The sequence below is a fragment of the Tateyamaria sp. GN1-10 genome, from assembly GCF_055693845.1.
This window is the reverse complement of sequence record NZ_JBVFUR010000004.1, coordinates 1,596,289-1,619,839: the sequence shown is the minus strand read 5'-3', so window position 1 is coordinate 1,619,839 and position 23,551 is coordinate 1,596,289. Positions and strand designations below refer to the sequence as shown.

Below are 23,551 nucleotides of genomic sequence, written 5' to 3'. Positions count from 1 at the left end.
GCCGCAAAACAAGTTTGTGTCTTGCCGGAGGCGGGCGGGGAGCGCGCGCTACGCGCGCAAGGGCTCTGCCCTTCGGCCTGCGGCCTCATCCCGAAGTTTATCTGGCAAAGTGAAGGAGGATCGGCATGAGCAGTCTGCGTCAAGGCGCGGTGACCGGGGCCGTCATCGGTTTGTTCTGGGCCTTTGTCATCGCCGTCACGGTGTCTGTTACCTTGTCCTTTGCTTCTGGCCTTGGGTTTCGGCCCGGCAGTCTGGGGTGCCTGATCCTTGGGTTGGGCGGCGGCATGGCAAGCATCTACTTGCGCGATGCACGACTGGTTATGAGTGGCTTCATCCTGCTGTGCGTCGTATTGATGTTCACACCGCTGTCGCCGATCCTGTTTCAAGAGAACGTCCCGGTTCTGTGGCAGCTTATGGCCGTCGTCTCCTTTGGTCTGTTCATGATCTGGCCCCTGACCCTCATGCTGGTCGAGGCGCATCCCGGTCCGCTCACCCGACATGCGTTTGAGGATGCGGTGATCCGGTTCCTGACCGGGTTCGGCTACATCGTCTTTACCGCCGCCGTGCTGATCCCCTTCTACGTGATGGTGATGACCAGCCTGAAATCGCAGCAGGCGCTGCTGAAGAACCCGCTCGATTTCTCCATCGAACTGAGCCGCGGCTGGGATCTGTTTCGCAGCTACATCGAGTTGTTCGGCCAGTTCAATTTCGGCAGCTACCTTTGGACCAGCTTCTATGTCTCGGTCCTGACGGTGCTGATCACGCTGCTGTTCTCGGTCCCTGGCGCCTATGCCGTGGCACGGCTGCGGTTCAAGGGGCGGGCGGCGTTTTCGCGGTCAATCCTGCTGATCTACATGGTCCCGATGATCGTGCTGGCGCTGCCAATCTACATCACCTTCTCCATGACGGGTCTGCGCAACACCATTCCAGGTCTGCTGATGATCTATCCGGTCACCACGATCCCCGTCGCGCTCTACATGCTGCAGGGATATTTCCGCGGCCTGCCCGGAGAGGTCGAAGAGGCGGGCCTCATGGACGGCCTGAGCCGCCTGCAAGTGATCTGGAAGATCACCCTGCCCCTGTCGCTGCCCGCGATGGTGTCGGTGTCGCTTTATGTCTTCATGATCGCCTGGAACGAATTTCTGCTGGCCTTCATGCTGCTGGACGATCCGTCGAAATTCACGCTGACCCGCGGGGTCGCGATGCTGAACTCCTCTGAAATTCCGCGCCAGCACCTGATGGCGGGCGCCGTGATCGCGACCATTCCGATCATGGCCCTGTTCCTGGGGCTGGAACGGTTCATGACGAAAGGGCTGACCGCCGGGTCGGTAAAGGGATGATGCGAGACATGACATCCACGGACATGCGCGACGAGGAAGCGCGCGCAATCCTGAAACGCAACGACAAGGGTGGGTACACGATCCCAACCTCGGGCCTGTATCCCTACCAATGGAACTGGGACAGTGCCTTTGCCGCAGTGGGTTTTGCCGAGTTCGACATCGACCGCGCCTGGGTCGAAATCGAAACCCTGTTCTCGGGCCAGTGGGACAACGGGATGGTGCCACACATCCTGTTCCATGTGCCGGACGAAGGGTACTTCCCCAATCACGACGTATGGCAGGGCACCGGTCCGATCCCATCGTCCGGCATCAGCCAACCGCCCGTCGCCGCGACCATGGCGCGGATGGTACTGGAAAAGGATACCGCCGTCGGTCGGGACCGCGTGGCCACACTTTATCCCAAGATGGTCGCCTGGCATCGCTGGTTCATGGACTGGCGCCTGGACCAAGGTGCAGTCTGCGTCACTCACCCGTGGGAAGCCGGACGCGACAATGCCCCCGACTGGGACGCGGCCATGGCCGCCATCACCCCCGAAGGCGTTGGAGACTACACGCGCCGCGACACGACCCATGTCGACAGCTCAATGCGGCCCACGAAATATGACTACGATCGATATATCTGGCTGGTGCAACGGGGCGCACGGTTGGGCTGGGATGAAGCCACAATGCTGCAGGACACCCCCTTCCGCGTGGCCGACCCGACCATGACCTTTATCCTGTTGCGTGCCACCCGTGACCTTATCGCGATCGGCGAGATGCTGGACGCGGATGTGCGCGAACTGCAAGGCTGGGCAGAAACGCTCAAGGTGGGCGCACAGACCCTCTGGAACCGGGCCCTAGGCTGCTTTGACAGCCGCGATGTGGTCAGCGGCCGCTGGTCCGGGTCAATCTCGAACGCGTCCTTCCTGTGCTGGTATGCCGGCATCAATCATCCCGACATGCGGGCGCGTCTGGCCGAGGTTCTGGCCCTTTGCAAATATGGCGTGCCCTCGCTGACCCCGGATGACACTCGCTTTGACGGCAAGCGCTATTGGCGCGGTCCGGTCTGGGGGATGATGAACCTGATGATCGGAACCGGCCTGTCCGAAATGGGCCTGGCCCAGGGCGATGCGCTCAGGCACAGCACCGCCGACCTGATCGCCGAACACGGCTTTGCCGAATACTTCGATCCCCGCGACGGGTCACCGGCGGGCGGCAGCACTTTCACATGGACGGCGGCCGTTTGGCTGGCCTGGGCCTCTCCAACCAATCAAGGAGCCTGAGCAATGGGCGCGATCACTCTCAACGCTGTCGAGAAATGGTATGGCGAGGTGCAGGTCATCAAGGGCGTCAATCTGGCGATCAACGATGGTGAGTTCATCGTCTTTGTTGGCCCCTCGGGTTGCGGCAAGTCCACCCTGCTGCGCATGATCGGGGGGCTTGAGGATATCAGCCGTGGTTCCCTGCTCATCGACGGGAAGGATGTCACCGATCAGCCGCCCAGCAAACGTGGCTTGTCGATGGTGTTCCAGTCCTATGCGCTCTACCCGCACATGTCGGTGCGGGACAATATGGGGTTCTCGCTGAAAACGGCGGGCGCACCCAAGGCCGAGATTGCAGAGAAGGTGGACGCTGCCGCCGAGACGCTGAAACTGGATCAGTATCTGGAGCGTCGGCCCAAGGACCTGTCGGGCGGGCAGCGCCAGCGTGTTGCCATTGGCCGCTCCATCGTACGCGAACCGACGGCGTTCCTGTTCGACGAGCCGCTATCGAACCTCGACGCGGCCCTGCGGGTCGAGATGCGTTATGAGATTTCCAAGCTGCACCAGTCCCTGTCAGCCACCATGATCTACGTCACCCACGACCAGGTCGAGGCGATGACACTGGCAGACCGGATCGTGGTGCTGGATGCGGGCCGGATCATCCAGGTCGGCACGCCGCGCGAGCTTTATAACCATCCGGGCAACGTGTTCGTGGCGCAGTTCATTGGCAGCCCGAAGATGAATGTGTTTGGGTGTTCTACAGCGAATGGCAGTTACACCGTGCCGGGCGGGCGCGGCGGTCCTTACAGCCTGAGCGGTGCGGCCACGCAGATGGGCATCCGGCCCGAACATGTTGCCGTAGGCGCAGCGGGCACTGGTCAATGCGATGGCACGGTCGATGTGGCAGAGTATCTGGGTGCCGACACGTTTGTGCTCCTGGATTGCGGGGCGGCAGGGCAGATCAACGTGCGGATTTCAGGTGATGCGGAGTTGAAGGTCGGCGACGTTGTGGGCCTCAGCTTCGATCCGGAGCGCACGCATTTCTTTGATGCCGACGGGAATACGATCAACACATGAGTCGTGTTAGGATACGACGCTAGTCATCCCACTCAACGTCGAACTTGGTCACAACCGCCCGCACCTGATCCTCGGTCAGGCCCTGCGCGGCCATGCCCCGGGTCATCAACGCGAGCCGCGCCGTATCTTCCAGCTCCTCAATGGCATTGCAGGCGGCCTCGACATCCTTGCCGGCCACCACCGGGCCATGGTTGGCCAGCATCACCGCTGACCGCTTGCCTGCAAGGCCGCGCACGGCCTCGCCCATTGCCGGATCACCGGGCAGGAAGAAGGGCAGAAGCTGCACCTTGCCCAGCTTCATGATGCCGTAAGGTGTGAGGGGCGGCAGGAAATTGTCGGCATCCGCATCTGGCAGCATGGACAGCGCGACCGAGTGACAGGAATGCAGATGCACCACCGCACCTGCCGTGCTGCGGGTGTCATAAAACGCGGTGTGCAAGGGCATTTCCTTCGTGGGTTTGTCGCCCGCCACATGGGCACCCGACGCATCAAACCGGCTCAGCCGCCCCGGATCAAGCCGCCCAAAGCTGGTGCCCGTGGGCGACACCAACAGCCCACCATCATCCGTCCGGGCCGAGATGTTGCCAGTCGATCCATGGGTCAGCCCCCGGTCGAACAAGGACTTAGCAAGCAGGCATATCTGTTCGCGCAACGCGCTTTCTTCACTCATGCCTGCAACACCCGATCCGCTTTTTCAAAGAAATCTTCGGCCCCGAAATTCCCCGACTTCAACGCCACAACCAGATCAGGCCCAGCCCGTAGCGCAGGCACACCGGGATCAATCTCCGGCCCGATGTCGAGCGTATCAAGCTCCAGCCCCTCGACCACCGCACCGGATGTCTCGCCCCCGGCCGTGATGATCCGGGTTGCCCCGCCGTCGCGCACCGCGCGCGCCACGTCGGCAAAAAAGCCCTCCAAAGCCTCTGCCGACCGCTCACGGCCAAACTGATCCTGCACCTGTCGCACCACCTCCGGATCGGCAGACGAATACAGCAGCGGCACGCCCTCCTGCGCCAAGGCCCACGCCGCCGCATCGCCAGCGGTCAACCGCCCCTCGATTACATCCGCTGCCACAACCTCGCAGGCCGGATGCCGCGCTGCGTGATAGGCAACCTGCGCCCGCGTCGCTACGGAACAGGAGCCGGACAACGCCACGGCGCGACCGCCCTGCCCGACCCAGGGAACGGCACCGGCCGCACAGCCAAAATTCGCAGGCAATCCCAGCGCCACACCCGACCCACCGGTGATCAGCCGCAAGTCCCGCGCCGCTGCGCCAATGGCGCGCAAGTCTTCATCCCGGATTGCGTCAACCACGATGTGGCGCTTGCCCGCCTCATGCTCGGCCTGCAATGCCTCGCGGATCGCCTCCGCGCCAGCAAACACCGATGCAGCCCCCACATGCCCAACATCATACCGCGTCTGCGGTGCCAACCATCGCCGCAAATCCGGGTCCGTCATCGGCGTGAGCGGATGGTTCTGCATCCCGCTCTCGCTCAGCAGCACATCATTCACGAACAAATGCCCCTGATAGACCGATCGCCCTGTACCCGGAAAAGCGGGACATACAATGACCCGGTGGGCATCCAACGCCTCTGCCAAGGCATCCGCGACGGGGCCGATATTGCCCTCCGGCGTCGAGTCAAAGGTTGAACAATACTTAAAGAAAAACTGCGTGCACCCCTGCGCGCGCAGCCAGTCCAAAGCCTCCAGCGACTTCACCACCGCCTCGGCCGGATCGATCGACCGGGACTTCAATGCCACAACGCCCGCCTCCACAGACGGATCCGCGTCGCCTGCAGGCACGCCGGTATATTGCGTCGTCCGCATGCCTTCCTTGGCCAGCGTGTTGGCCAGATCGCTTGATCCGGTGAAATCGTCCCCGATACATCCCAGTTTCAACGCGCCTCTCCCTTCGTTTTAACGCACGAAAGCACTGGCACCGCACGATTGGCAACCCCGGCAGCATGCGACACGAAAATTTCGGGATTTCCGCGACGGCGCAACAGCCTGTACCCCTTGCGAACAAGGGCGCGGCACCTGTAGGTTCACCCGACATGCGACAAGCCTGAAAGGGGCGCACCTTGGCCTTCACTCCTGCGATCACCGGCACGGGCGTCTTCACGCCAGAGCAATCCATTTCCAACGCGGAACTGGTCGAGGCTTTCAACGCTTACGCGGACCTCTACAACACCGAACATGCCGATGCGATCGCGGCAGGTGAGGTTGATCCCAAGGATCACTCATCAGAAGAGTTCATCTTAAAGGCCTCGGGCATCGAACGGCGCTACGTCATGGACAAATCCGGTGTGCTCGACCCCAAGGTCATGCACCCCCTGCTGCGCCAGCGCAGCGATGACGAACCATCGATCATGGCTGAAATGGCGGTTGATGCGGCAAACAAGGCACTGACACAGGCGGGCAAGACGGCGGCGGATGTGGATGCTGTCATCTGCGCTGCGTCAAACCTCGAACGTGCCTACCCTGCGGTCGCCATCGAAATTCAGGAACTTCTCGGGATCCAGGGCTTTGCCTTCGACATGAACGTCGCCTGTTCGTCCGCCACGTTTGGCATCCAGGCGGCGGCAGACATGGTACGCTCGGGCTCCATCCGGTCAGCGCTGGTGGTGAACCCCGAAATCTGCTCGGCCCACCTGGAATGGCGCGACCGCGACTGCCATTTCATCTTTGGCGACGTGGCAACGGCCACCCTGATCGAACGGGCCGAAGAGGCGAAAGGCCCCTATTTCGAAATCAAATCGACCCGCTGCGGCACCGCGTTTTCCAACAACATCCGCAATAACAACGGTTATTTGCGCCGGTCCCGCCCCGACGGGCTGGCCGACCGCCGCGACATGCAGTTCATGCAGAACGGGCGCAAAGTGTTCAAGGAAGTGCTACCCATGGTCAGCCAGCACATCGCCAACCACATGGGCGACGAAGGGGTCGAAGCGGCGGACCTGAAACGGCTCTGGCTGCATCAGGCCAACAAGACCATGAACGACTTCATCGGGAAAAAGTACTGGGGCGCACGCCGGAACCCGGCGAACAGCCCAACATCCTGCAGGACTATGCCAACACCTCTTCGGCCGGATCCATCATCGCCTTTTCGAAGTATTCAGGCGATCTCGGTGACGGGGACAAGGGGATCATCTGCTCGTTCGGTGCGGGGTACTCTGTGGGGTCTGTTCTGGTTGAACGGCACGGATAACGGCTAAGCCCCATACGACAAATGCATTGTGCCGCGATGAAACGTCACCGCGGCACGCAAATTCAGGTTTTGTCTTTCAGGCGGAAGCGGTCGCCTCAATCTCGAACATCAAACCGGGCAAGGCCAGGCGGGTGACACCCAGCAGAGTCATGGGCGGCGCGCACTGGATCGGACCAAAGCGCATGCCCATGAGGTCAAAATTCTTCAGCGCCTCATCCACATCCGTCGCATAGACACCCAGCCGGGTCACGTTGGCCAGGCTCATGCCCGCGCCTTCCAGAACAGCTTCGAGGTTGTCGAGCGCCAGGGCGATCTGCGCGCGCATGTCACCCGGGTGCTGCGGGGCACCATTGCCATCCACCGCCGTTTGGCCCGCGCAGATCAGCTGCCTTGATGCGCCTTCGATGATTTCGCCCTGATTGTAGCCCAGGTTCAGGGACCAGTCCCAAGGGTTCACTGCGGTCCGTTGCATTGTCATTTTCTCCTTCATGACGTGTCTGAAAGAGGCTTAGAGCTATTTGGTGCTAAAATTTGTCACCAAATGTGTTACCCTTCTCATATGAACATTCGACAACGACATGACAGCATCGTGCGTACCCTGCGGCGCAACGGCAGTTCCACCATTGACGATCTGGCGCGCGACGTCGGCGCTTCGCGGCGCACCGTGTTGCGCGATATCAGCGCCTTGCGCGACGAAGGCTTTGTCATCCATTCCGAAAGTGGGCGCGGCGGTGGCATTCAGCTTGATCCGCAATCCATGCAGACAACCGCGCGCCTTGCCGTGTCCGAGGTCTTTGCCCTGTTGATCAGCGTAGCCGCGATGCGCGCCGCACAGAACCTGCCCTTCTCCGATCTGGCGGATGCAGGGCTGGCCAAGATCGAAAAGTCACTGCCATCCGACAAGGTCCGCGATCTGCGGCGGTTTCTGGATTGCCTGCATATCGGTCAACTGTCACCGCATCAGGACCTGTCCGATTTGGGGCCGATGGATGCGGATCTGCTGCCTGTCTTTGAAACCGGGTTCCTGCAACGGGTGCATATCCAGTTCGACTATCGCGACGCCAAGGGGAACAAGACACGGCGCAAGGTCGAACCGCAAGCGATGCTGATCCTGCAACCGTTGTGGTATCTGGTGGCGTGGGATCCGACGCGGGACGATTTCCGCCACTTCAGAATGGACCGCATCAGCCGCCCCGAATGCCTTGAGGATGAACCGTTTCGCTGGCGTCACGTGCCGTTCGAGGATGATGTGTGCCCCTACGCGGATTTGCAGCGCTAGGGTCCGTCGCCCCTACCCGTCGCCCACAGCATCCCGCCAATGCCGCCTGCACAGCGACACGTAGGTCTCGTTTCCACCGATCTGCACCTGTGCACCATCGGTGATCGCGCGACCATCGGCATCCCGCCGGATCACCATCGTCGCCTTCTTTCCGCAATGGCAGATCGTGCGCACCTCGCGCATCTCGTCGGCCAGCGCCAGCAACGTGGCAGACCCGGGAAAAAGCTTGCCGCGAAAATCCACCCGCAACCCGTAGCACATCACCGGCATTCGCAGATCATCGACGGCGCGGGCAAGCTGCCACACCTGATCTTCGGTCAGGAACTGCGCTTCGTCGACGAAGACACAGGCGACAGGCCCCTCTGTTTGCCGTGCGACAAGCTTCCGGAACAGATCGTCGGCGGTTGTGAACGTGTCAGCCTCTGCCCCGATCCCGATCCGCGAGGCAATGCGCCCCGCCCCGGCCCGATCATCAAGGGATGCCGTCAGCAGATAGGGCTCCATGCCCCGCTCACGGTAGTTATGCGCGGCCTGCAACAGCACAGTCGACTTGCCCGCGTTCATGGTGGAGTAGTGGAAATAAAGCTTTGCCATGGGCGGCTGCTTAAATCGGTCGGCATGTCTGGGCAAGACCGGGTGGGTGCAAGGGCCGCGCGCATGGTCTTGTCGCCTGCGTCGCACGCCCCTGCGCCGCTTCGGCACTGGATGACACTAAGGTGGGCAATGGATGCTTGCGCACCCGAATTGGGGATAATGCCCACCCCGTTACTGGAAACCTCCGACGGCCCCACCACACCTGCTGCCGGTCAGACCGGCCTGTCGCCCCCACGGGACAGAGGATGTGGCGGACCTCACCCGAACCCGGCGCTTGGGGGCACCGGGCACTTGTTACATCCCGAAAACCACTGGGATGCTTTTAAAAATGACATTTGCTGGCGAGACGATTAATGGGAAAAGACCGGCCAAGTTCCCCCGCACAGGTGGTTGAACTGGGGAATTGCGTAGTAAGGGGGCAGGCTCATGACCGTTGGCAGCTATTTGAAAAAACACACCGAGTCCTTGGTGAAGGATGTCGGGATCGAAGCGGCGTGCAAACTGACCGGCAAGTCCAAGGCGACCCTGGGCCGATACTACTCCGACAACGAAGAGCACTCGGATCGCTTCATGCCCGTCGACGCGGTGATCGCATTGGAAGAAGCGGCAAGCTACCCGCACGTCACCGGCGCGCTGGCCGAACTGCAAGGCATCACGCTCAGCCACGATGACCGCCGCCCCAATTCTGACCGTCCCGGTGGTGTGAATTCCGACGTGATCGCGCTCAGCCAACGCTTTGCCATGTTGATGACCGAATACCAGCAATCGATCGAAGATGGCGTGATCACGGTCAACGAAGCCAAGCGATTGCTGAAAGAAACGACCTTGCTGCAACAGGTGCTGATCGACATGAAACTGCACCTTGAGGATGAAAGTGCCTGAGGATCTTCCGGCCCTTGTGGCCGAAGCGTTGCCGCAGATCGATACAGATGCCTTGCGCGCACCCGATGATCCGGGTCATCCACCGCGCATCCTGCTGCTTTACGGCTCGCTGCGCGATGTCAGCTACTCCCGCCGCGCCGCCGAAGAAGCGGCTCGTATTCTAAGGCATTTGGGCTGCGAAACACAGCTATTCGACCCGTCCGGCCTGCCGCTTGTCGATGATGCTGACGGGGCTCACCCCAAGGTGGTCGAACTGCGTGAACTGGCGACATGGTCCGAAGGCATGGTCTGGTCCAGCCCGGAACGCCACGGCGCCATGACCGGCCTGATGAAGACCCAGATCGACTGGCTACCCCTTTCCATGAAAGGCGGCATTCGCCCCACGCAGGGCAAGACGCTGGCCGTCATGCAGGTGTCCGGCGGATCACAAAGCTTCAATGCGGTAAACCAGATGCGTATCCTGGGCCGCTGGATGCGAATGGTCACCATCCCCAACCAATCCAGTATCGCCAAGGCGTGGCTGGAATTCGAGGACGGACGCCTGCCCGAGGGGCCGTTCTATCGCCGAGTCGTTGACGTGATGGAAGAGCTGGTGAAATTCACCTGGATGGTGCGGGGGCGTCAGGACTATCTGGTCGATCGCTATTCCGAACGGGCTGAAAGCGTCGAGGACGTGCACAAGCGGGTGTCGCTGAAAAAGCTGTAACTCTGCGAAGGTCAGAGCAAACCGCGACGGATTATCAGGGTCGGCAACCTCGAATTCCTACCGTCTGGCCTCACTGAGCGGACCAATCACCTCGATCCGGTTGGTCCACACATAGCCATCAAAAGCGTCCGGGACCTTGCCAAAGGCATCTGCGTCATCGATCCCGGTCGAAAACCCCGACCCGTCGTAGGGACCGGCCAGAATGACATCGGTTCCAACCGCCTCGAAACGACGGGTGAAGCGATGCGGCCATCCCCACAGAAAGCCTGCATAGTTTTGCGGAACCATGACAATCGTGTTGCGACAACTCTCCGGCACATAGCCACTCCAGCCTAGAATGAAGTACCGAACGAGGCAGGCCTGCAAAGAGGATCTATCAAATCCGCGCAGGTCAGTCGTTGCCTCCAATGCCACCCGCGTGGGTGGCCGCCCGCCATAGACACCATAAACCTGCGCGCGCGCCTCTGGCTTTTGCAGTATCTCGGCAAGCGCTACGCCCTCCTCATTACGACGACTTTTGAAATTGACAAGGAACTGGCCCGCCATGTTCTCCGCGAACACTTGCTCCAGCGACGGCATCAACCCTATCCCTTGTCCACGTAAGGGATAGGTGCCTGTGCCATCATCGATCCGGTAGCCCACATCAAGTGCCTGAAGCGCAGCGAAACTCTGTTGATGTGTGACGCCTGTTCCGTCAGTGCGACAATCCACCGTCCAATCATGGAAGACGGCAAACACATAGTCAGCCGTCAGATGAACATCGATCTCCACCACATCCGCTCCGAAGCGAAACGCCTCTCGCATGGAGGGCAGCGTGTTCTCGACGAAAGCATGTTCAATAGGCTCAACCGGCGACGCGTGACAGGCATCATTCGACCTGTCGGACCCGGTATAGATGTGATGAACGCCCCGATGGGCGATCACACGGGTTTTATGCTGATCCACCCCAGCGACAAAAAGCGACGTGTTCGCCCCCCACACGCCCAACACCAGAAGCAAAGCCACACAGGTCAGTCGTTTCATTATGCGCCGCATGGCTGGACACTAGAACGCGTGCAGACGTGTTGAAACGGCGAAAACAAACCTGCGCGCGGCAAAAGCAAGGATACGCCGGGTTCCCATCAAGCGCGCCCAAGTGGTGGGTCGCAGCTTGCCATCAATCGTCACTGGTCCAATCGGTTTTAAAGCTGGCGCTTACTATTGCGTGGTTGAGCGCCTTATGGCCTCACGGTAACGTCTTCCAGTTGCTGTTTTCCTGCCACAACAGCGATCAATGCGGAACCGAACGAGGCTTTTTCCAACACCTTGCCCGCTGCCGGGACGCAGGATGCGTTACGCCTGGTTAAAATCGTCCTTCCGGACCGTGCGGCGATCAACCCACTGATCCCACGCTCAGAACTGCAAAAGGTAAATTCCCGCCAAACCCGCCGAACGCCTTGTCCCCGCGGGGACACATCACTCTAAACCGCGTTTGGCAGCGGTTTTTCGTCCAGAAATGCCACGATATTCTCCACCGCCATCAGCCCCATCGCCTCCCGTACCTCAAGCGCGGCAGTGCCCAGATGCGGCAGCAAAGTCACGTTGTCCAAAGCCCGCAAGGCCTCCGGCACGGCAGGTTCATGTTCATAAACATCCAACCCAGCGCCACCAATGGACCCGGTTTCTAGGGCTGCGATCAAGGCGGCCTCGTCCACCACATCCCCGCGCGCGATGTTGACCAGATGCGCATGGCTCTGCATCGCCTCCAGCACGTGCGCATCAATCAAATGGCGCGTGTCCGTCCCCCCGGGGACAGCAACCACCAGCACATCGACAGACGCCGCAAGGTCGGACAATTCCTTGACCCGCTCAGCCTGAAAACCAAGGTCCTTCTTGGACCGGTTGAAATACGACACGTCCATTCCGAACCCGAAATGGCACCGATGCGCAATGGCCTGCCCGATCCGCCCCATCCCCACGATGCCAACACGCTTGCCGGTCATGTGCAGCCCCAGCATCTGTGTCGGATGCCAGCCGGGCCACGCCCCCGCCCGCACCAGCCGCTCGCCCTCCGCCGCGCGGCGGGCTGACATCAGGATCAACATCATCCCGATATCCGCGGTCGCATCGGTCACAGCGCCGGGCGTGTTGGTGACGGCGATCCCCTTGGCCTGCGCTGCGGCTGCGTCGATGTGGTTATGACCAACCCCGAAATTGGCCAGCAACTTGCAGCGTGGTGCAGCAACATCGGCAAACACTTCGGCCGAAAACGCGTCCCCCAAGGTCGGCAGAACCATATCGAAATCCATCAAAGCGCGCCGCAACTCTTCCGCCGTCAAAGGCAGAGTCTCTGTCCGCACCTCCACCTCGCATCGTGCCCGCGCGGCCTCAACCACCCTGTCTGGCAAGGGGCGTGTGATCCACAGTTTCATCAGTGCATCCGCCCGCCGACCGGCACGTCCTTGTCGGGTGTGGCCAGTACAATGTCTCCGTTGTCATCGGGGAACCCGAGGACCAGAACCTCGGACATGAAGGGGCCGATCTGGCGTGGGGGAAAGTTCACCACGGCCATCACCTGACGGCCCACCAACGCCTCGGGTTCGTAGTGCACGGTCACCTGGGCTGAGGTCTTGCGCTCGCCCAGATCACCGCCGAAATCGACCCACATCTTGATGGCGGGCTTGCGCGCCTCCGGGAAGGGTTCGGCTCGCACCACACGGCCCACGCGGATGTCGACCTTCATGAAGTCATCGAACGAAATCTCAGCCACGGGCCAGCTCCTTTGATCGTGTTGTGGCTGCTTCAACAGCGCGCGGTAACAGGCTGGGAAAGCCCACCTTTTCGTCCATCAACACCTCTAGCGCTGCCTGCGTTGTTCCATTGGGGCTGGTGACGTTGGCGCGCAATTGCGAGGGATCTTCATCGGCCTCCATCGCCAAATGCCCGGCCCCAGCCACCGTCGCTTTTGCCAGCTGCATCGCCAGATCCTCGGGCAAGCCCTGCGCCACACCGCCATCGGCCAGAGTTTCAATCAAATGAAAAACATAGGCCGGACCAGAGCCACTGACTCCGGTGACCGCATCCATTTGCTCTTCACTGTCCAGACGCACCACTTCCCCTACAGCAGAGAGCAGCATTTCCGCCTCATCCAGCGCCCCCTGCCCGGCATCATTAGCACAGATGGCCGTGATCCCTCGGCTAACGGCGGCGGGGGTGTTGGGCATCGCGCGAACAATTGGGCTGGCGGTGCCAAATGCCTCTTCGAACGCAGACAAAGGCGTTCCCGCGGCAACCGAAACAAACACGGTGTCACTGCCTCCAAAGGCCGCGATGCCGGGTAAGGCGTTGCCCATCATCTGCGGTTTTACGGCGATAAGAATGACGGCGGGTTCAGGGGGCAAATCGGTGTTCACGTGGACGCCGGTTGATTGCACCCATGGCGATGGCGCTGGGTCTTGCACCCAAACCGAGGTCGCAGGCAGGCCCCGTTCAAGCCATCCGGCGAGCATCGCCGACCCCATTTTACCGCAGCCCAGAAGCACGAGGCCCCGGGCTGCAATCCGACTGTCTTGCATGAAATCCCCCGTTCGTTCAGGGGCGCAGGTTAGGCGCGGCCATAAGCCTCCGCAATAGCGACCTGCATCGCATCTTTGGGTGTCCGGTCGCCCCAGACTAGAAGCTGCAGCGCGGGGTAGTAGCGCTCTGCACTCATCACCGCCGCACCAATCATCGTGTCGATCTGGTCAGCGCTGGCCATCTGGCCGCCCGACAGGACAAGACCGTAGCGGTACACCATCAGCTTTTGCTCTTGCCAATAGGTAAACGCACCCGCCCAGCATTGATCATTCACGAGGTTCAGAAGCTCATAAAGCCCGCCAAGTTTTTCCTCCGGCGGCTCCATTTCGAAAGTGCAGACCATGCGGAGCGTTTCGTCATAGCCGGACCAAGCAAGCGTAATGGAATAAGTGCGCCACTGCCCCTCGACCGCCATGGCGATCTGGTCATCGGCAATACGGTCGAAATCCCACTCGTGGTGTTCGGCCAGATGCTCGACGATGTCGATGGGATGAATTTCGTCTTCCAGGAACTGCTCGGAAAGTGCCATGGTGCCACCTCTTATTCGCTAGTAGCGCGGGGGCTGGCAGCGCCCCAAGCGCTAGGTGCCTGCTCTAGAAACCGGGGCGATCCCCCGTGCCTCTACAAGATATGGTGACGACGGTGCGGCCATCTGGCAACCCTTTATTTGGGGATAACCTCAATAAGTTGGGGATATGATGGATTCAGGGGCAAGATAGGCGAGTTGTGCGAAGGACGCGCAGCCTACCGATGCTTGGTCGGACGGAATGGCAGATGCGTGAACGAAACCGCCACTTATTCCGATCGCCGACCAGACCGGGATCAAGCCGAAGGCGCCGGTCCAACACAAACCCGTCCCGGCGGGCTTGTGTTGGACCCGGTCAAGGGCGGCTGTGCGGGACTTAGTTGCTGTTGGCACCTCTAGGTCGAAAGACCGCTTCGCGAAGGCAGCACCGGCGGGAAACTGATGGGTTGGATGGCTCCTGCTCCAACCGGCGTTGCGTTGCGCCATTTTGGCACTCTCGCCAACGACGCTTTTGGAGCCACCGGTGAGGTGGCTCCAAACTTTATCTCCTTTTCCGGTCCGCCAAGCAAACGGACCGGCGCGCTGAAAGGTCCAGCATTCTTTGCCTAGGCCGCGATTTTCCTCACATTATTGGCCAGGCTCAGGATCTTTTGAGCGTTGGAGGCCATGCTTGCGGCCTCGGTCCCCATGGTCCACTTGTCCATTTCCTTGATCTTGTCAAAGAGCGTCTTGTCGGACGTCGTGATCTTGGCCGTGTCCATCACGCTTTTCATTGCATCAAGAAACCTGATCCGGTCGTCCAGGGCCTTGGACATCTTTGTCACGCTACGCTGAAACTGCATGGCTTCGGCCGCCACCTTGATCGCCTCCGCGCTGATCTTCTTGCCCTTGGCACCTACGGGTACAAAGCCGGGTATCTTTTTGGCCTCGACCTTCAGCTTGTCCGACGCCGAAGACGCCTTGTCGACCACCTTGCGGTAGGACGCGATGCCATTGCGATAGTTCTTGCGCGCTGTCTCGGCCCCGCTTGCAGCCGCGTTCGTTTCTTTCTTGACGAAGCTGAACATCGATTTTGCGAAATCCGCAGCCTTTTGCGTCTTGGTGGTCGGCGTGCCTGCCACCTCGTCCTGCTCCGCTTGTTGCTCTGCGAGCTGTTCAGCGCGCTTGGCCAGGTCCATCAGGGCCTTAGCCGGGTCTTTCTTGTCGTAGCCCGTAAAATCCTGCGCGTATTGCTTCGCGGAGAGTCCCCAGCTTTTTCTCGCGCGCAGTCAGATACTTGTCGACGCCGTGTATGAGCGCTTGGCACTTTTTTGACTCATCAGCACACAAACCGTCGATCGCCTTGTAGGCGTCGTAGCAGGCCTTGGCGGCAAAAACGAACCCGGTGACATCCACGCCGGCGGTTGCCACGGATTTGGCCACCGCGGCGGTGGTCACCAGCGCCGCTTTGCCAACCTTGACGACAACCATCACTTTGGCCTCTTTCAGAAGTGCGTCTTGCTTGCCTTCCTTCTTGCGCTGCGCTTCGACCGCTTTCTGAGCCGCGCTCTCTGCGTGTTTGAGCCCATCTCGGATCGCGATATTGGCGCCCTGGATCAACTGGTTGGCCTTGGCGCTTGCATCCGGGTTCTGTTCTGCGATCAGCTTTTCGATTTTTTTGGTCGACTCCGCCGCGACCTTTACGATCAGCTTTTCGGTGTCTTCCAACGAATTGCGGGCAGCCTCTTCCAGGCGTTTCAGCTTGCTGGTGGGGACCTTCTCCTTTGCCTCGACCTTGATCGTGACATTCACCCGATAGGGAGGGATCGAGACATAGTCGCTTTTTGGTTTGTTCCGAACCAAATCGACGACGTAGAATTTGTGTTCTGTGGTGGTCTTTGCCATGTGATGTTTCCTCATCCGCGGGCGAGAACGGCCTCAGCCCTAGTACAATCCAATCGACTTTCGTCATTGGTTTGTGCCGCGAAGTGCGAATAGGGTTCATGGCTGCCTGCACCTAAGCTTTGACGAGGGGCAGAGATCAGCTTTATCGACCTTTCTCATAAAAGTCTGGCGGGCGTCTTGAGGCATCCAGTGTCTCAGGCCGGTAACATCGGATTCGTGGTGTTGGAGTGCTGTGGCAGGACGGAAGGAAAGCTTGCGGGTCCGCGCGTGCATCAAGACGAACCGCTGCAGTCCTCCAGAGGATCCGTGCCCTCGAAACGCTGTTTCTCGCGTGTGGAACAGCAGGTGGCTGTTCTCGGCAAGGCTGTCGAGACCCTTGTGCTGGCTGCGACCCAGCCCAAGCGCAATCGCGTTTTCTTCGGCACCGTAGGAGCGGAACCTGTCGGCAGTCCTTGCCATAGCCAAAGTGGGGCTTTTGCGCTTCGCTGATGTTCTTGCAGACTGCAGTATCTGACACTTTGGGCTCGAACCGGCCGGCCCATTGCAGTCTACACTCAGTCCAAATCGAAAACACTTGAGATCAACGATCCGCAACATGCACGCATGACCTGCGAGCAGCGCGCCCTACGTCCCCTTAGAATTTCTCGCAGCCTTCAAAGCCTTCGCTGTCCAAGAACTCCCCAAAGTCCACTGCGCGCGCGTCACCGATTTGCAGGACAAGGTTGAGGGAGGCGGCCTCGACCCGGGTGCGGTCGTATTCGTCAGTGCAGCGGTACTGCGTGGACCAATCGCTCCACCGGACGTCAAAAACCGTGCGGTCATCGCTTTGGCGGTAGAAGTAGGCGCGAACGCTGTCCTTGGCGACGATGTAGCGCCCGTTGACGACGATCAGGTCCGCCATGGCGCTTGTCGCCAAAAGCGACAGCACAATGGCAAGGGCGGCGGTTTTGAAGGACATTTCGGATCCACTTCTGACGCTGTTGATCGCACAACTCTTGGCCAGCTTATCACGGTATTGCCCTTTGCCCAGCGTGTGGCGCGTGCAACCACCCCGGCCGTAGATGCCAGCGAGAGTCTGCCAGCGGGTATCCAAAGGGAACACGCGGGGTCATGCACCACGCGGCAACAAAAAAAGCCCGGCAAGGGCCGGGCTTTCGCTATGTCGGACATAGGGAAGACTTATTTCCCTTCAAGCGCCTCGATCCGGGCCTTCAGCGCTTCGTTCTCTTCCCGCGCCTTCTGTGCCATCGCGCGCACGGCGTCGAACTCTTCGCGCGTGACGAAATCACGATCCGCCAGCCAGCGGTCCATCATGGATTTCATCGCCGTCTCGGCCTCGTCTTTCGCGCCTTGGGCCACGCCCATCGCGTTGGTCATCAATTGCGAGATGTCGTCGAAAATCTTGCCGCGTGCTTGCATGATGTCGTGTTCCTTTGAAACCTGCTGCCTATATGGGCACAGACACGGGGCGAGGCAAGGTTGACCTGCCCCCCAAGCAGAGGCATTGAGACGCAGATGACAGGCGCACTCCCCTTCCCCGACATCTCGCCCGAGATCTTCTCGATCTCGCTTTTCGGCATGGAACTGGCCCTGCGCTGGTATGCGCTGGCCTATATCGTGGGCATCATCATCGGCTGGCGGCTGGTGGTGATGGCGCTGAAGGCCCCGCGCTTGTGGCCGAACCAGACACCCCCCTGAGCCCCGGCCAGACCGAGGACATGCTGACCTGGATCATTCTGGGCGTCCTGTTGGGTGGGCGCCTGGGCTATGTGCTGTTCTACCAGCCGGGGTCGTATCTGGACGATCCGCTGTCCATCATCGCGATTTGGGAGGGCGGGATGTCCTTTCATGGCGGTATGTTGGGCGTGATCCTGGCCTTCTGGCTGTATACCCGCCGCCACAGGCTGCCCCTGCTGACCACCGCCGATGCGGTCGCGATTGGCACGCCGCCCGGTCTGCTTTTGGGTCGGATGGCGAATTTTATCAATGCCGAGCTGTGGGGACGGCCGACCGAGTTGCCCTGGGGCGTGGTGTTTCCCGGGCAGGCGGCGCAGTACTGTCCTGACATCGTGGGGGCCTGTGCGCGGCATCCGTCGCAGCTCTACGAGGCATTTCTGGAAGGGTTTGTCCTGCTGGTTGTCCTGTTGTGGATGGCGTGGCGGCGGGATGGGTTCAAGAAACCGGGCCTGCTGACGGGCGTGTTCCTGGCGGGCTACGGCATCAGCCGTTTCCTTGTTGAATTCGTGCGCCAACCCGATGCGCAGTTCATCTCCGATGGCAATCCGTTGGGCCTTGCCTGGCACATCGGTGGCTATGGTTTGACTATGGGCCAGATTCTGTCCCTGCCGATGATCCTTCTGGGCCTGTGGCTGATCACTCGCGCCCGCCGCCGGGTTGCAGCACCGGCATGAGCCTGAAGGACGGCCTTATCGCGCGCATTGCGACGCATGGGCCAATCACTGTCGCGGACTACATGGCCGAGGCGTTGCTGCATCCGGTGCACGGCTACTACACCACCCGCGATCCGCTGGGGGCTGCGGGCGACTTCACCACCGCGCCCGAGATCAGCCAGATGTTTGGCGAGCTTATCGGCCTGTCGCTGGCCCAAAGCTGGCTGAACCAGGGGGCGCCTGCGCCGTTCACGCTGGCCGAATTGGGTCCGGGACGCGGAACACTGATGGCCGATATTCTACGCGCGACAGCGCGGGTGCCCGGATTTCATGAGGCAGCACGAGTCACCTTGATCGAGGCGTCTCCTTCATTGCAGGAGGTGCAGCGCCGTACCCTTGACCGATTTGATTTCACCTATGTTGAGGGGGCCGACCATCTGCCTGACGCACCGCTGTGGCTGGTCGCAAACGAGTTTTTCGACGCTTTGCCGGTAAGACAATTTCAGCGCGATGGCACGGGCTGGCGCGAACGGTGCGTGGGGCTCAGCGACAACACGCTGTCCTTTGGCCTGTCGCCCGCCGCGCCGCAAGCCATGTTGGCGCATCGGCTGGACGACACCGAGGACGGCCAGCTGGTCGAGATCTGCCCATCAGCCGCGCCGATCATATCGGCCATCGGCACCCGGATCGAGACACATGGCGGGACCGCGCTGATCATCGACTATGGCGATTGGCGGTCGCTGGGTGACACGTTACAGTCCCTGCAAGACCACAAAGCCGTCGATCCGCTGGCAGATCCCGGCCAGGCCGATCTGACGACCCACGTGGATTTCGAAGCACTGGCGCGGGCCGCCGCCCCTGCCTCCTGTGCCCGGATCACCCCTCAAGGCGTGTTCCTCGAACGGCTGGGCATCACGGCGCGCGCGCAGGCATTGGCCGCAAAACTGGACGGTTCCGCACTGGATGCTCACATTGCGGCACATCGACGGTTGACGCATCCCGATGAAATGGGAAACCTGTTCAAGGTTCTGGGACTTTTCCCAACCACTGCTGCACCACCGCCCGGACTGGAACGATGACGTTGGAAATTCTGACTGCCGAGAGCCTGATACCTGTCCGGCACGGGTTTTTCACCCGCAAGGGGGGCGCATCCTCGGGCATCTTTGCAGGTCTCAATTGTGGGACGGGCAGTTCTGATCAAACTGAAATCGTAGCGATCAACCGCAGGCGCGTGGCCGAAGCGATGGGCGTTGGATCAGACAAGCTTGCCGGGGTGCATCAGGTTCATTCCGGCGATGCGGTGCAGGTCTCAACAGCCCCTGAACCAAAACCCAAGGCGGATGGGTTGGTCACAGCAACGCCCGGTCTGGCCCTCTCCGTGCTGACCGCGGACTGCCAGCCCGTTTTGTTTGCAGATGCAGAGGCACAGGTCATCGGTGCCGCACATGCGGGCTGGAAAGGCGCGCAGGCCGGGATCATGGAGGCGACAGTCGACGCCATGGTCGCCCTTGGCGCCACGCGCGAGAACATCCATGCGGTCATTGGCCCTACGATCAGCCAACGCGCCTACGAGGTTGGTCCGGAATTTTTTGACATCTTCCTGGACGAGGACCCGGAGAACACCCGCTTTTTTGCAGGTGGGGATGGTGATCGGATGCATTTCGACCTTGCGGGATACGGGCTGATGCGCCTGCGGGCAGCAGGGATCGCATCGGCTGAATGGACCCGGCATTGTACCTATTTTGATCCTGACAGGTTCTATTCCTATCGGCGGTCCGTGCATCAGAAGGACCCCGACTACGGGCGTCTGATCTCCACCATCGTTCTGTGATTGGGGCACAAATCGGGCGGGCCTTGCCACCCTGCTGTCCAATTGTTTCCAGATCGGGACCAATCAAGTGCCAAACGGGCAACAAACACAGGCGATCCTGACACGCCACAATTGTGCATCCACGTATTTGAATTTTTCTGAAAATTGTTTCCGTCGGCCCAAAACCTGCCCGATTGCACCGTCATTCTGTTTCTTAACGGGCAACAGACCCAGAGCATTGAGCAGAGGACAGACCATGACAAACGCACGCTTCATCAAATCGGTGACCGACGCCGCCAAGCAAGACGCACCACAAATGCCGTGGGCACGTGGCAAACGGCGCGCGGCTTTTGTCGCAAAGCGCAAGGCCGCGTTGGAGCTGCGCAAGTCCGCCTGAGTGGCGAATCGGAATGTGGCAGACCTGCCCCGTTTCATGTGAACAATGTCTTAAGCGGCGCGCCATTGGTGCGCCGTTCATAGTTTATAGCCCCGATTCTTTGACAATTTGCGGCAATTTTAAGAATTAAGCCTCATAAACTTGACACAAGGACGCGCTCCGTCTGTCGTCGTCGGTGGGGGCCGATACGGATGTGACTGGTACTGCGAGGTTACATTTCATATATGACGTTCCCTGCTGCCCTGCGCGCACCGCGCGCAATTGAAGAACGATTTGCGACGCCCATGGCTCGGCCTGACTATCCTCCACTCCGCACATTCGAGGTTGCGGCACTGCGCGCCGACGGGTCGCGCAGCATCGGCACGTTCAAGGCCCCGGCCCTGCCGCTTTTTGAATCCGCTTTCTCGGCCTTTGCACGTGGCGTGGTGTTGTCCAGCCCGGCCGGCGGCATTGCGATCGAGGATTTGCAGCCGGGCGATTGGCTGAACACTTCATCCGGTGATCCGGCGCAGGTCATATGGATCGGGTCATCGAATTTTGTGCCGTCGGATATGGGGCGTCGCATTCCGCTGATCCGGGTCATGGCCGACAGCTTTGGCCAGCAGCGCCCCAGTTCATTCCTGACCGTGGGTCCCGGCGCGCGACTGCTGCAAACGCCGGCGCATCTGCGCGGCACAACCGGTGGCGAATCCCTGCTGACGCCCGCGTCGGAATTCGTGGACAACGTCAATGTCATCGAGGTCGTTCCACCAACCCCCATTCGGCTGTTCCACATCTGCTTGACGCGCCACGCGGCTGTGGATGTCGGGGGAATCGCAGCCGAAACATTCCATCCGGGCATGAACGCCACGCGGCAGGTGACACATGCACAACGCGATTTGTTCCTGTCGATGTTTCCCCACATCTCACGCGTGACAGATTTCGGGCCGCTGGCCCATCCGCGTGCCCCGGAACGGGACAGCGTCAGCAGCTGACCCGGCGGCTGCCGGAGCCGATCAGGCGGATTTCGCCAACCGCGCTTCCAACACGTCGAACGGCACGCCGGGGGAATCCTTGGCCTGCCGGATCACCAGCGAGGTCTTGACCGAAGCCACGTTCGGCGTCGTCAGCAACTCGCCCGTCAGAAAGCTTTGAAAGCTGGACAGGTCGGGCGCCACGCATTTCAGGATGAAATCGACCTCGCCGTTCAGCATGTGGCATTCGCGGACCAGCGGCCAAGCGCGGCACTTGTCCTCGAAGGCGCTCAGGTCCGCCTCGGCCTGGCTGGCCAGCCCCACATTGGCAAAGACCTGCACCTCGAACCCCAGCTCATGGCTGTCCACGTCCGCATGGTAGCCGCGGATGTATCCGCTTTCCTCCAACGTCCGCACCCGGCGCAGGCAGGGCGGCGCCGAGATGCCGACCTCGCTTCGCAAGCTCCACATTGGTCATGCGACCGTCCGCCTGCAGTTCTGCCAGAATTTTCCGGTCAATCGGATCGAGTCGCGTGCTCGCCATCAAAGCCCCCATGAATTTGCGGTTGTTATAACACGCCCGCAGGCGCGCGCAATAATATTTCACAATTGCGCAATTTTCCGAAATGACGCATTGCGTGCACTGCAACCCGGCTGCCCATTTCCAGGGTTCAATCCCGCGCGTCCGGCGTCTATATCAGACAGGCTTTCAAACACCAGACGGGGGTCAAAATGGCTGAGACGAAGCGCACAAAGGTTCTGATCATCGGGTCGGGTCCTGCGGGATACACTGCGGGGGTCTATGCCAGCCGCGCCATGCTGAACCCGATCCTTGTGCAGGGGATCGAGCCCGGCGGCCAGCTGACCACCACAACGGAAGTCGAGAACTGGCCCGGCGACACCGAGGTTCAGGGCCCCGACCTGATGATCCGCATGCAGGAACACGCCAAGGCGATGGGCACCAAAATCATCGGTGACATCATTACATCCGTCGACTGGTCCAAACGCCCCTTCGTGGCCCAATCCGACAGCGGCACCGAATACGTGGCCGATCCCGTCATCCTCGCCACCGGTGCCCGTGCCAAATGGCTGGGCATGCCATCCGAAGAAAAATTCAAAGGCTTTGGCGTATCCGCCTGTGCCACCTGCGACGGTTTCTTCTATCGCGGGCAAGAGATCGTCGTGATCGGAGGCGGCAACACCGCCGTGGAAGAGGCGCTGTTCCTGACCAACTTCGCCTCCAAGGTCACGCTGATCCACCGCCGAGACGAGTTGCGCGCCGAGAAAATCCTGCAGGACCGCCTGTTCAAGAACCCCAAGATCGAACCCCTTTGGTTCCACCAACTGGAAGAGGTCTATGGCACCGACAGCCCGCTGGGGGTCGAGGGCGTGAAGGTGAAGAACGTAAAGACGGGCGAGATCACGGACATCCCCGCCAAGGGCGTCTTTGTCGCCATCGGTCACGCACCGGCCAATGAGTTGGTCAAAGACACGCTAGAAACCCATATGGGCGGCTACGTGGTGACCAAGCCCGACAGCACCGAAACGTCGATCCCCGGTGTGTTTGCCGCGGGTGATATCACCGACTGGCAATACCGCCAGGCGATCACATCCGCCGGCATGGGCTGCCAGGCGGCACTTGAGGCCGAACGGTTCATCGCGGAAACCGAAAGCGGCGCCGAGGAGATGGCAGCCGAGTAGGTAAATAC

The 23,551-nt window shown here is 60.6% G+C and carries 24 protein-coding genes and 3 pseudogenes; 13 read left to right on the top strand and 14 right to left on the bottom strand.

What is annotated here, in order from left to right:
- The first annotated feature begins 125 nt into the window (after positions 1 to 125).
- The 3 genes from ACZ1HN_RS09785 to ACZ1HN_RS09775 are packed head-to-tail and all read left to right on the top strand — an operon-like array spanning position 126 to position 3,658.
- On the top strand, positions 126 to 1,340 hold the full coding sequence (locus ACZ1HN_RS09785; protein WP_299210176.1) for a carbohydrate ABC transporter permease: 1,215 nt from the start codon (positions 126 to 128) through the stop codon (positions 1,338 to 1,340).
- A gap of 8 nt (positions 1,341 to 1,348) precedes the next feature.
- Positions 1,349 to 2,602: an MGH1-like glycoside hydrolase domain-containing protein gene (locus tag ACZ1HN_RS09780; RefSeq protein ID WP_472727350.1), complete on the top strand. Its 1,254-nt coding sequence runs from the start codon at positions 1,349 to 1,351 to the stop codon at positions 2,600 to 2,602.
- A gap of 3 nt (positions 2,603 to 2,605) precedes the next feature.
- Entirely contained in the window at positions 2,606 to 3,658 is a 1,053-nt protein-coding gene (locus tag ACZ1HN_RS09775) for an ABC transporter ATP-binding protein (protein ID WP_299210180.1), read from the top strand.
- A 19-nt stretch (positions 3,659 to 3,677) separates the two neighbouring features.
- Here the strand turns inward: ACZ1HN_RS09775 and otnC are convergent, their stop codons facing one another.
- The gene (otnC, locus tag ACZ1HN_RS09770; protein WP_472727349.1) at positions 3,678 to 4,328 is read right to left on the bottom strand and encodes a 3-oxo-tetronate 4-phosphate decarboxylase; all 651 of its coding nucleotides are present in this window, start codon (positions 4,326 to 4,328) and stop codon (positions 3,678 to 3,680) included.
- Complete coding sequence (gene otnK, locus ACZ1HN_RS09765) at positions 4,325 to 5,557, bottom strand: 3-oxo-tetronate kinase (RefSeq protein ID WP_472727348.1); 1,233 nt, start codon at positions 5,555 to 5,557, stop codon at positions 4,325 to 4,327. Before otnK ends, otnC begins: the two co-directional genes overlap by 4 nt.
- 182 nt (positions 5,558 to 5,739) lie before the next feature.
- Between otnK and ACZ1HN_RS09760 the strand changes: the two are divergent.
- Positions 5,740 to 6,866, top strand: a pseudogene (locus ACZ1HN_RS09760) (beta-ketoacyl-ACP synthase III).
- A 76-nt stretch (positions 6,867 to 6,942) separates the two neighbouring features.
- Here the strand turns inward: ACZ1HN_RS09760 and ACZ1HN_RS09755 are convergent.
- Positions 6,943 to 7,338 (bottom strand): RidA family protein, encoded by a 396-nt coding sequence (locus ACZ1HN_RS09755; RefSeq protein WP_472727347.1) that lies wholly within the window; start codon positions 7,336 to 7,338, stop codon positions 6,943 to 6,945.
- Positions 7,339 to 7,425: 87 nt separating this feature from the next.
- On the opposite strand from ACZ1HN_RS09755, the gene ACZ1HN_RS09750 reads away from it, so the two are divergent.
- Positions 7,426 to 8,145, top strand: a complete 720-nt coding sequence (locus tag ACZ1HN_RS09750; protein ID WP_472727346.1) for a helix-turn-helix transcriptional regulator — start codon at positions 7,426 to 7,428, stop codon at positions 8,143 to 8,145.
- 12 nt (positions 8,146 to 8,157) lie between these two features.
- Here ACZ1HN_RS09750 and ACZ1HN_RS09745 read toward each other — a convergent pair whose 3' ends face one another.
- Positions 8,158 to 8,739, bottom strand: a complete 582-nt coding sequence (locus ACZ1HN_RS09745; RefSeq protein WP_472727345.1) for a thymidine kinase — start codon at positions 8,737 to 8,739, stop codon at positions 8,158 to 8,160.
- A 426-nt stretch (positions 8,740 to 9,165) separates the two neighbouring features.
- Here ACZ1HN_RS09745 and ACZ1HN_RS09740 point away from each other — a divergent pair, with 426 nt between their 5' ends.
- Both ACZ1HN_RS09740 and arsH read left to right on the top strand, forming a co-directional pair.
- Positions 9,166 to 9,621: a hypothetical protein gene (locus ACZ1HN_RS09740; protein WP_189369492.1), complete on the top strand. Its 456-nt coding sequence runs from the start codon at positions 9,166 to 9,168 to the stop codon at positions 9,619 to 9,621.
- On the top strand, positions 9,608 to 10,327 hold the full coding sequence (arsH, locus tag ACZ1HN_RS09735; RefSeq protein ID WP_472727344.1) for an arsenical resistance protein ArsH: 720 nt from the start codon (positions 9,608 to 9,610) through the stop codon (positions 10,325 to 10,327). Before ACZ1HN_RS09740 ends, arsH begins: the two co-directional genes overlap by 14 nt.
- A gap of 57 nt (positions 10,328 to 10,384) precedes the next feature.
- On the opposite strand, the gene ACZ1HN_RS09730 is transcribed toward arsH, so the two are convergent.
- The 9 genes from ACZ1HN_RS09730 to ACZ1HN_RS09690 all read right to left on the bottom strand — a co-directional run bounded on the left by ACZ1HN_RS09730 (position 10,385) and on the right by ACZ1HN_RS09690 (position 17,711).
- Positions 10,385 to 11,350: a glycerophosphodiester phosphodiesterase family protein gene (locus ACZ1HN_RS09730; RefSeq protein WP_472727343.1), complete on the bottom strand. Its 966-nt coding sequence runs from the start codon at positions 11,348 to 11,350 to the stop codon at positions 10,385 to 10,387.
- Positions 11,351 to 11,787: 437 nt separating this feature from the next.
- The gene (locus tag ACZ1HN_RS09725) at positions 11,788 to 12,738 is read right to left on the bottom strand and encodes a 2-hydroxyacid dehydrogenase (RefSeq protein ID WP_472727342.1); all 951 of its coding nucleotides are present in this window, start codon (positions 12,736 to 12,738) and stop codon (positions 11,788 to 11,790) included.
- Complete coding sequence (locus ACZ1HN_RS09720; protein WP_472727341.1) at positions 12,738 to 13,076, bottom strand: tRNA-binding protein; 339 nt, start codon at positions 13,074 to 13,076, stop codon at positions 12,738 to 12,740. The genes ACZ1HN_RS09725 and ACZ1HN_RS09720 overlap by 1 nt, the downstream gene beginning before the upstream one ends.
- Positions 13,069 to 13,881, bottom strand: coding sequence for a pyrroline-5-carboxylate reductase (proC, locus tag ACZ1HN_RS09715; protein WP_472727340.1), 813 nt, complete (start codon positions 13,879 to 13,881; stop codon positions 13,069 to 13,071). Before proC ends, ACZ1HN_RS09720 begins: the two co-directional genes overlap by 8 nt.
- A 29-nt stretch (positions 13,882 to 13,910) precedes the next feature.
- Positions 13,911 to 14,411: a type III secretion system chaperone family protein gene (locus ACZ1HN_RS09710; RefSeq protein ID WP_299210205.1), complete on the bottom strand. Its 501-nt coding sequence runs from the start codon at positions 14,409 to 14,411 to the stop codon at positions 13,911 to 13,913.
- Positions 14,412 to 15,013: 602 nt separating this feature from the next.
- Entirely contained in the window at positions 15,014 to 15,586 is a 573-nt protein-coding gene (locus ACZ1HN_RS09705; protein WP_472727339.1) for a hypothetical protein, read from the bottom strand.
- 7 nt (positions 15,587 to 15,593) lie between these two features.
- Positions 15,594 to 16,292 carry a hypothetical protein gene (locus tag ACZ1HN_RS09700; RefSeq protein ID WP_472727338.1) on the bottom strand — a complete coding sequence of 233 codons (699 nt, stop codon included), beginning with the start codon at positions 16,290 to 16,292 and terminating at the stop codon, positions 15,594 to 15,596.
- A 634-nt stretch (positions 16,293 to 16,926) separates the two neighbouring features.
- Positions 16,927 to 17,250 carry a hypothetical protein gene (locus ACZ1HN_RS09695; protein WP_472727337.1) on the bottom strand — a complete coding sequence of 108 codons (324 nt, stop codon included), beginning with the start codon at positions 17,248 to 17,250 and terminating at the stop codon, positions 16,927 to 16,929.
- Positions 17,251 to 17,471: 221 nt separating this feature from the next.
- Entirely contained in the window at positions 17,472 to 17,711 is a 240-nt protein-coding gene (locus ACZ1HN_RS09690; RefSeq protein WP_189369483.1) for an accessory factor UbiK family protein, read from the bottom strand.
- A gap of 96 nt (positions 17,712 to 17,807) precedes the next feature.
- Between ACZ1HN_RS09690 and lgt the strand changes: the two are divergent.
- From lgt to ACZ1HN_RS09665, 5 genes and pseudogenes are all read left to right on the top strand, one after another.
- A pseudogene (gene lgt / locus ACZ1HN_RS09685) lies at positions 17,808 to 18,703 on the top strand (prolipoprotein diacylglyceryl transferase).
- Positions 18,700 to 19,761 (top strand): class I SAM-dependent methyltransferase, encoded by a 1,062-nt coding sequence (locus ACZ1HN_RS09680; protein ID WP_472727336.1) that lies wholly within the window; start codon positions 18,700 to 18,702, stop codon positions 19,759 to 19,761. The pseudogene lgt and the gene ACZ1HN_RS09680 overlap by 4 nt, the downstream one beginning before the upstream one ends.
- Positions 19,758 to 20,513, top strand: coding sequence for a peptidoglycan editing factor PgeF (gene pgeF, locus ACZ1HN_RS09675; protein WP_472727335.1), 756 nt, complete (start codon positions 19,758 to 19,760; stop codon positions 20,511 to 20,513). Before ACZ1HN_RS09680 ends, pgeF begins: the two co-directional genes overlap by 4 nt.
- A 235-nt stretch (positions 20,514 to 20,748) precedes the next feature.
- The gene (locus ACZ1HN_RS09670) at positions 20,749 to 20,889 is read left to right on the top strand and encodes a hypothetical protein (protein ID WP_299604270.1); all 141 of its coding nucleotides are present in this window, start codon (positions 20,749 to 20,751) and stop codon (positions 20,887 to 20,889) included.
- 284 nt (positions 20,890 to 21,173) lie between these two features.
- Positions 21,174 to 21,863: a Hint domain-containing protein gene (locus ACZ1HN_RS09665; protein WP_472727334.1), complete on the top strand. Its 690-nt coding sequence runs from the start codon at positions 21,174 to 21,176 to the stop codon at positions 21,861 to 21,863.
- Between the two features lie 21 nt (positions 21,864 to 21,884).
- Here ACZ1HN_RS09665 and ACZ1HN_RS09660 read toward each other — a convergent pair.
- Positions 21,885 to 22,386 (bottom strand): annotated as a pseudogene (locus tag ACZ1HN_RS09660) (Lrp/AsnC family transcriptional regulator).
- Between the two features lie 188 nt (positions 22,387 to 22,574).
- On the opposite strand from ACZ1HN_RS09660, the gene trxB reads away from it, so the two are divergent.
- Positions 22,575 to 23,543, top strand: coding sequence for a thioredoxin-disulfide reductase (gene trxB / locus ACZ1HN_RS09655; RefSeq protein ID WP_472727333.1), 969 nt, complete (start codon positions 22,575 to 22,577; stop codon positions 23,541 to 23,543).
- Positions 23,544 to 23,551: the final 8 nt, after the last annotated feature.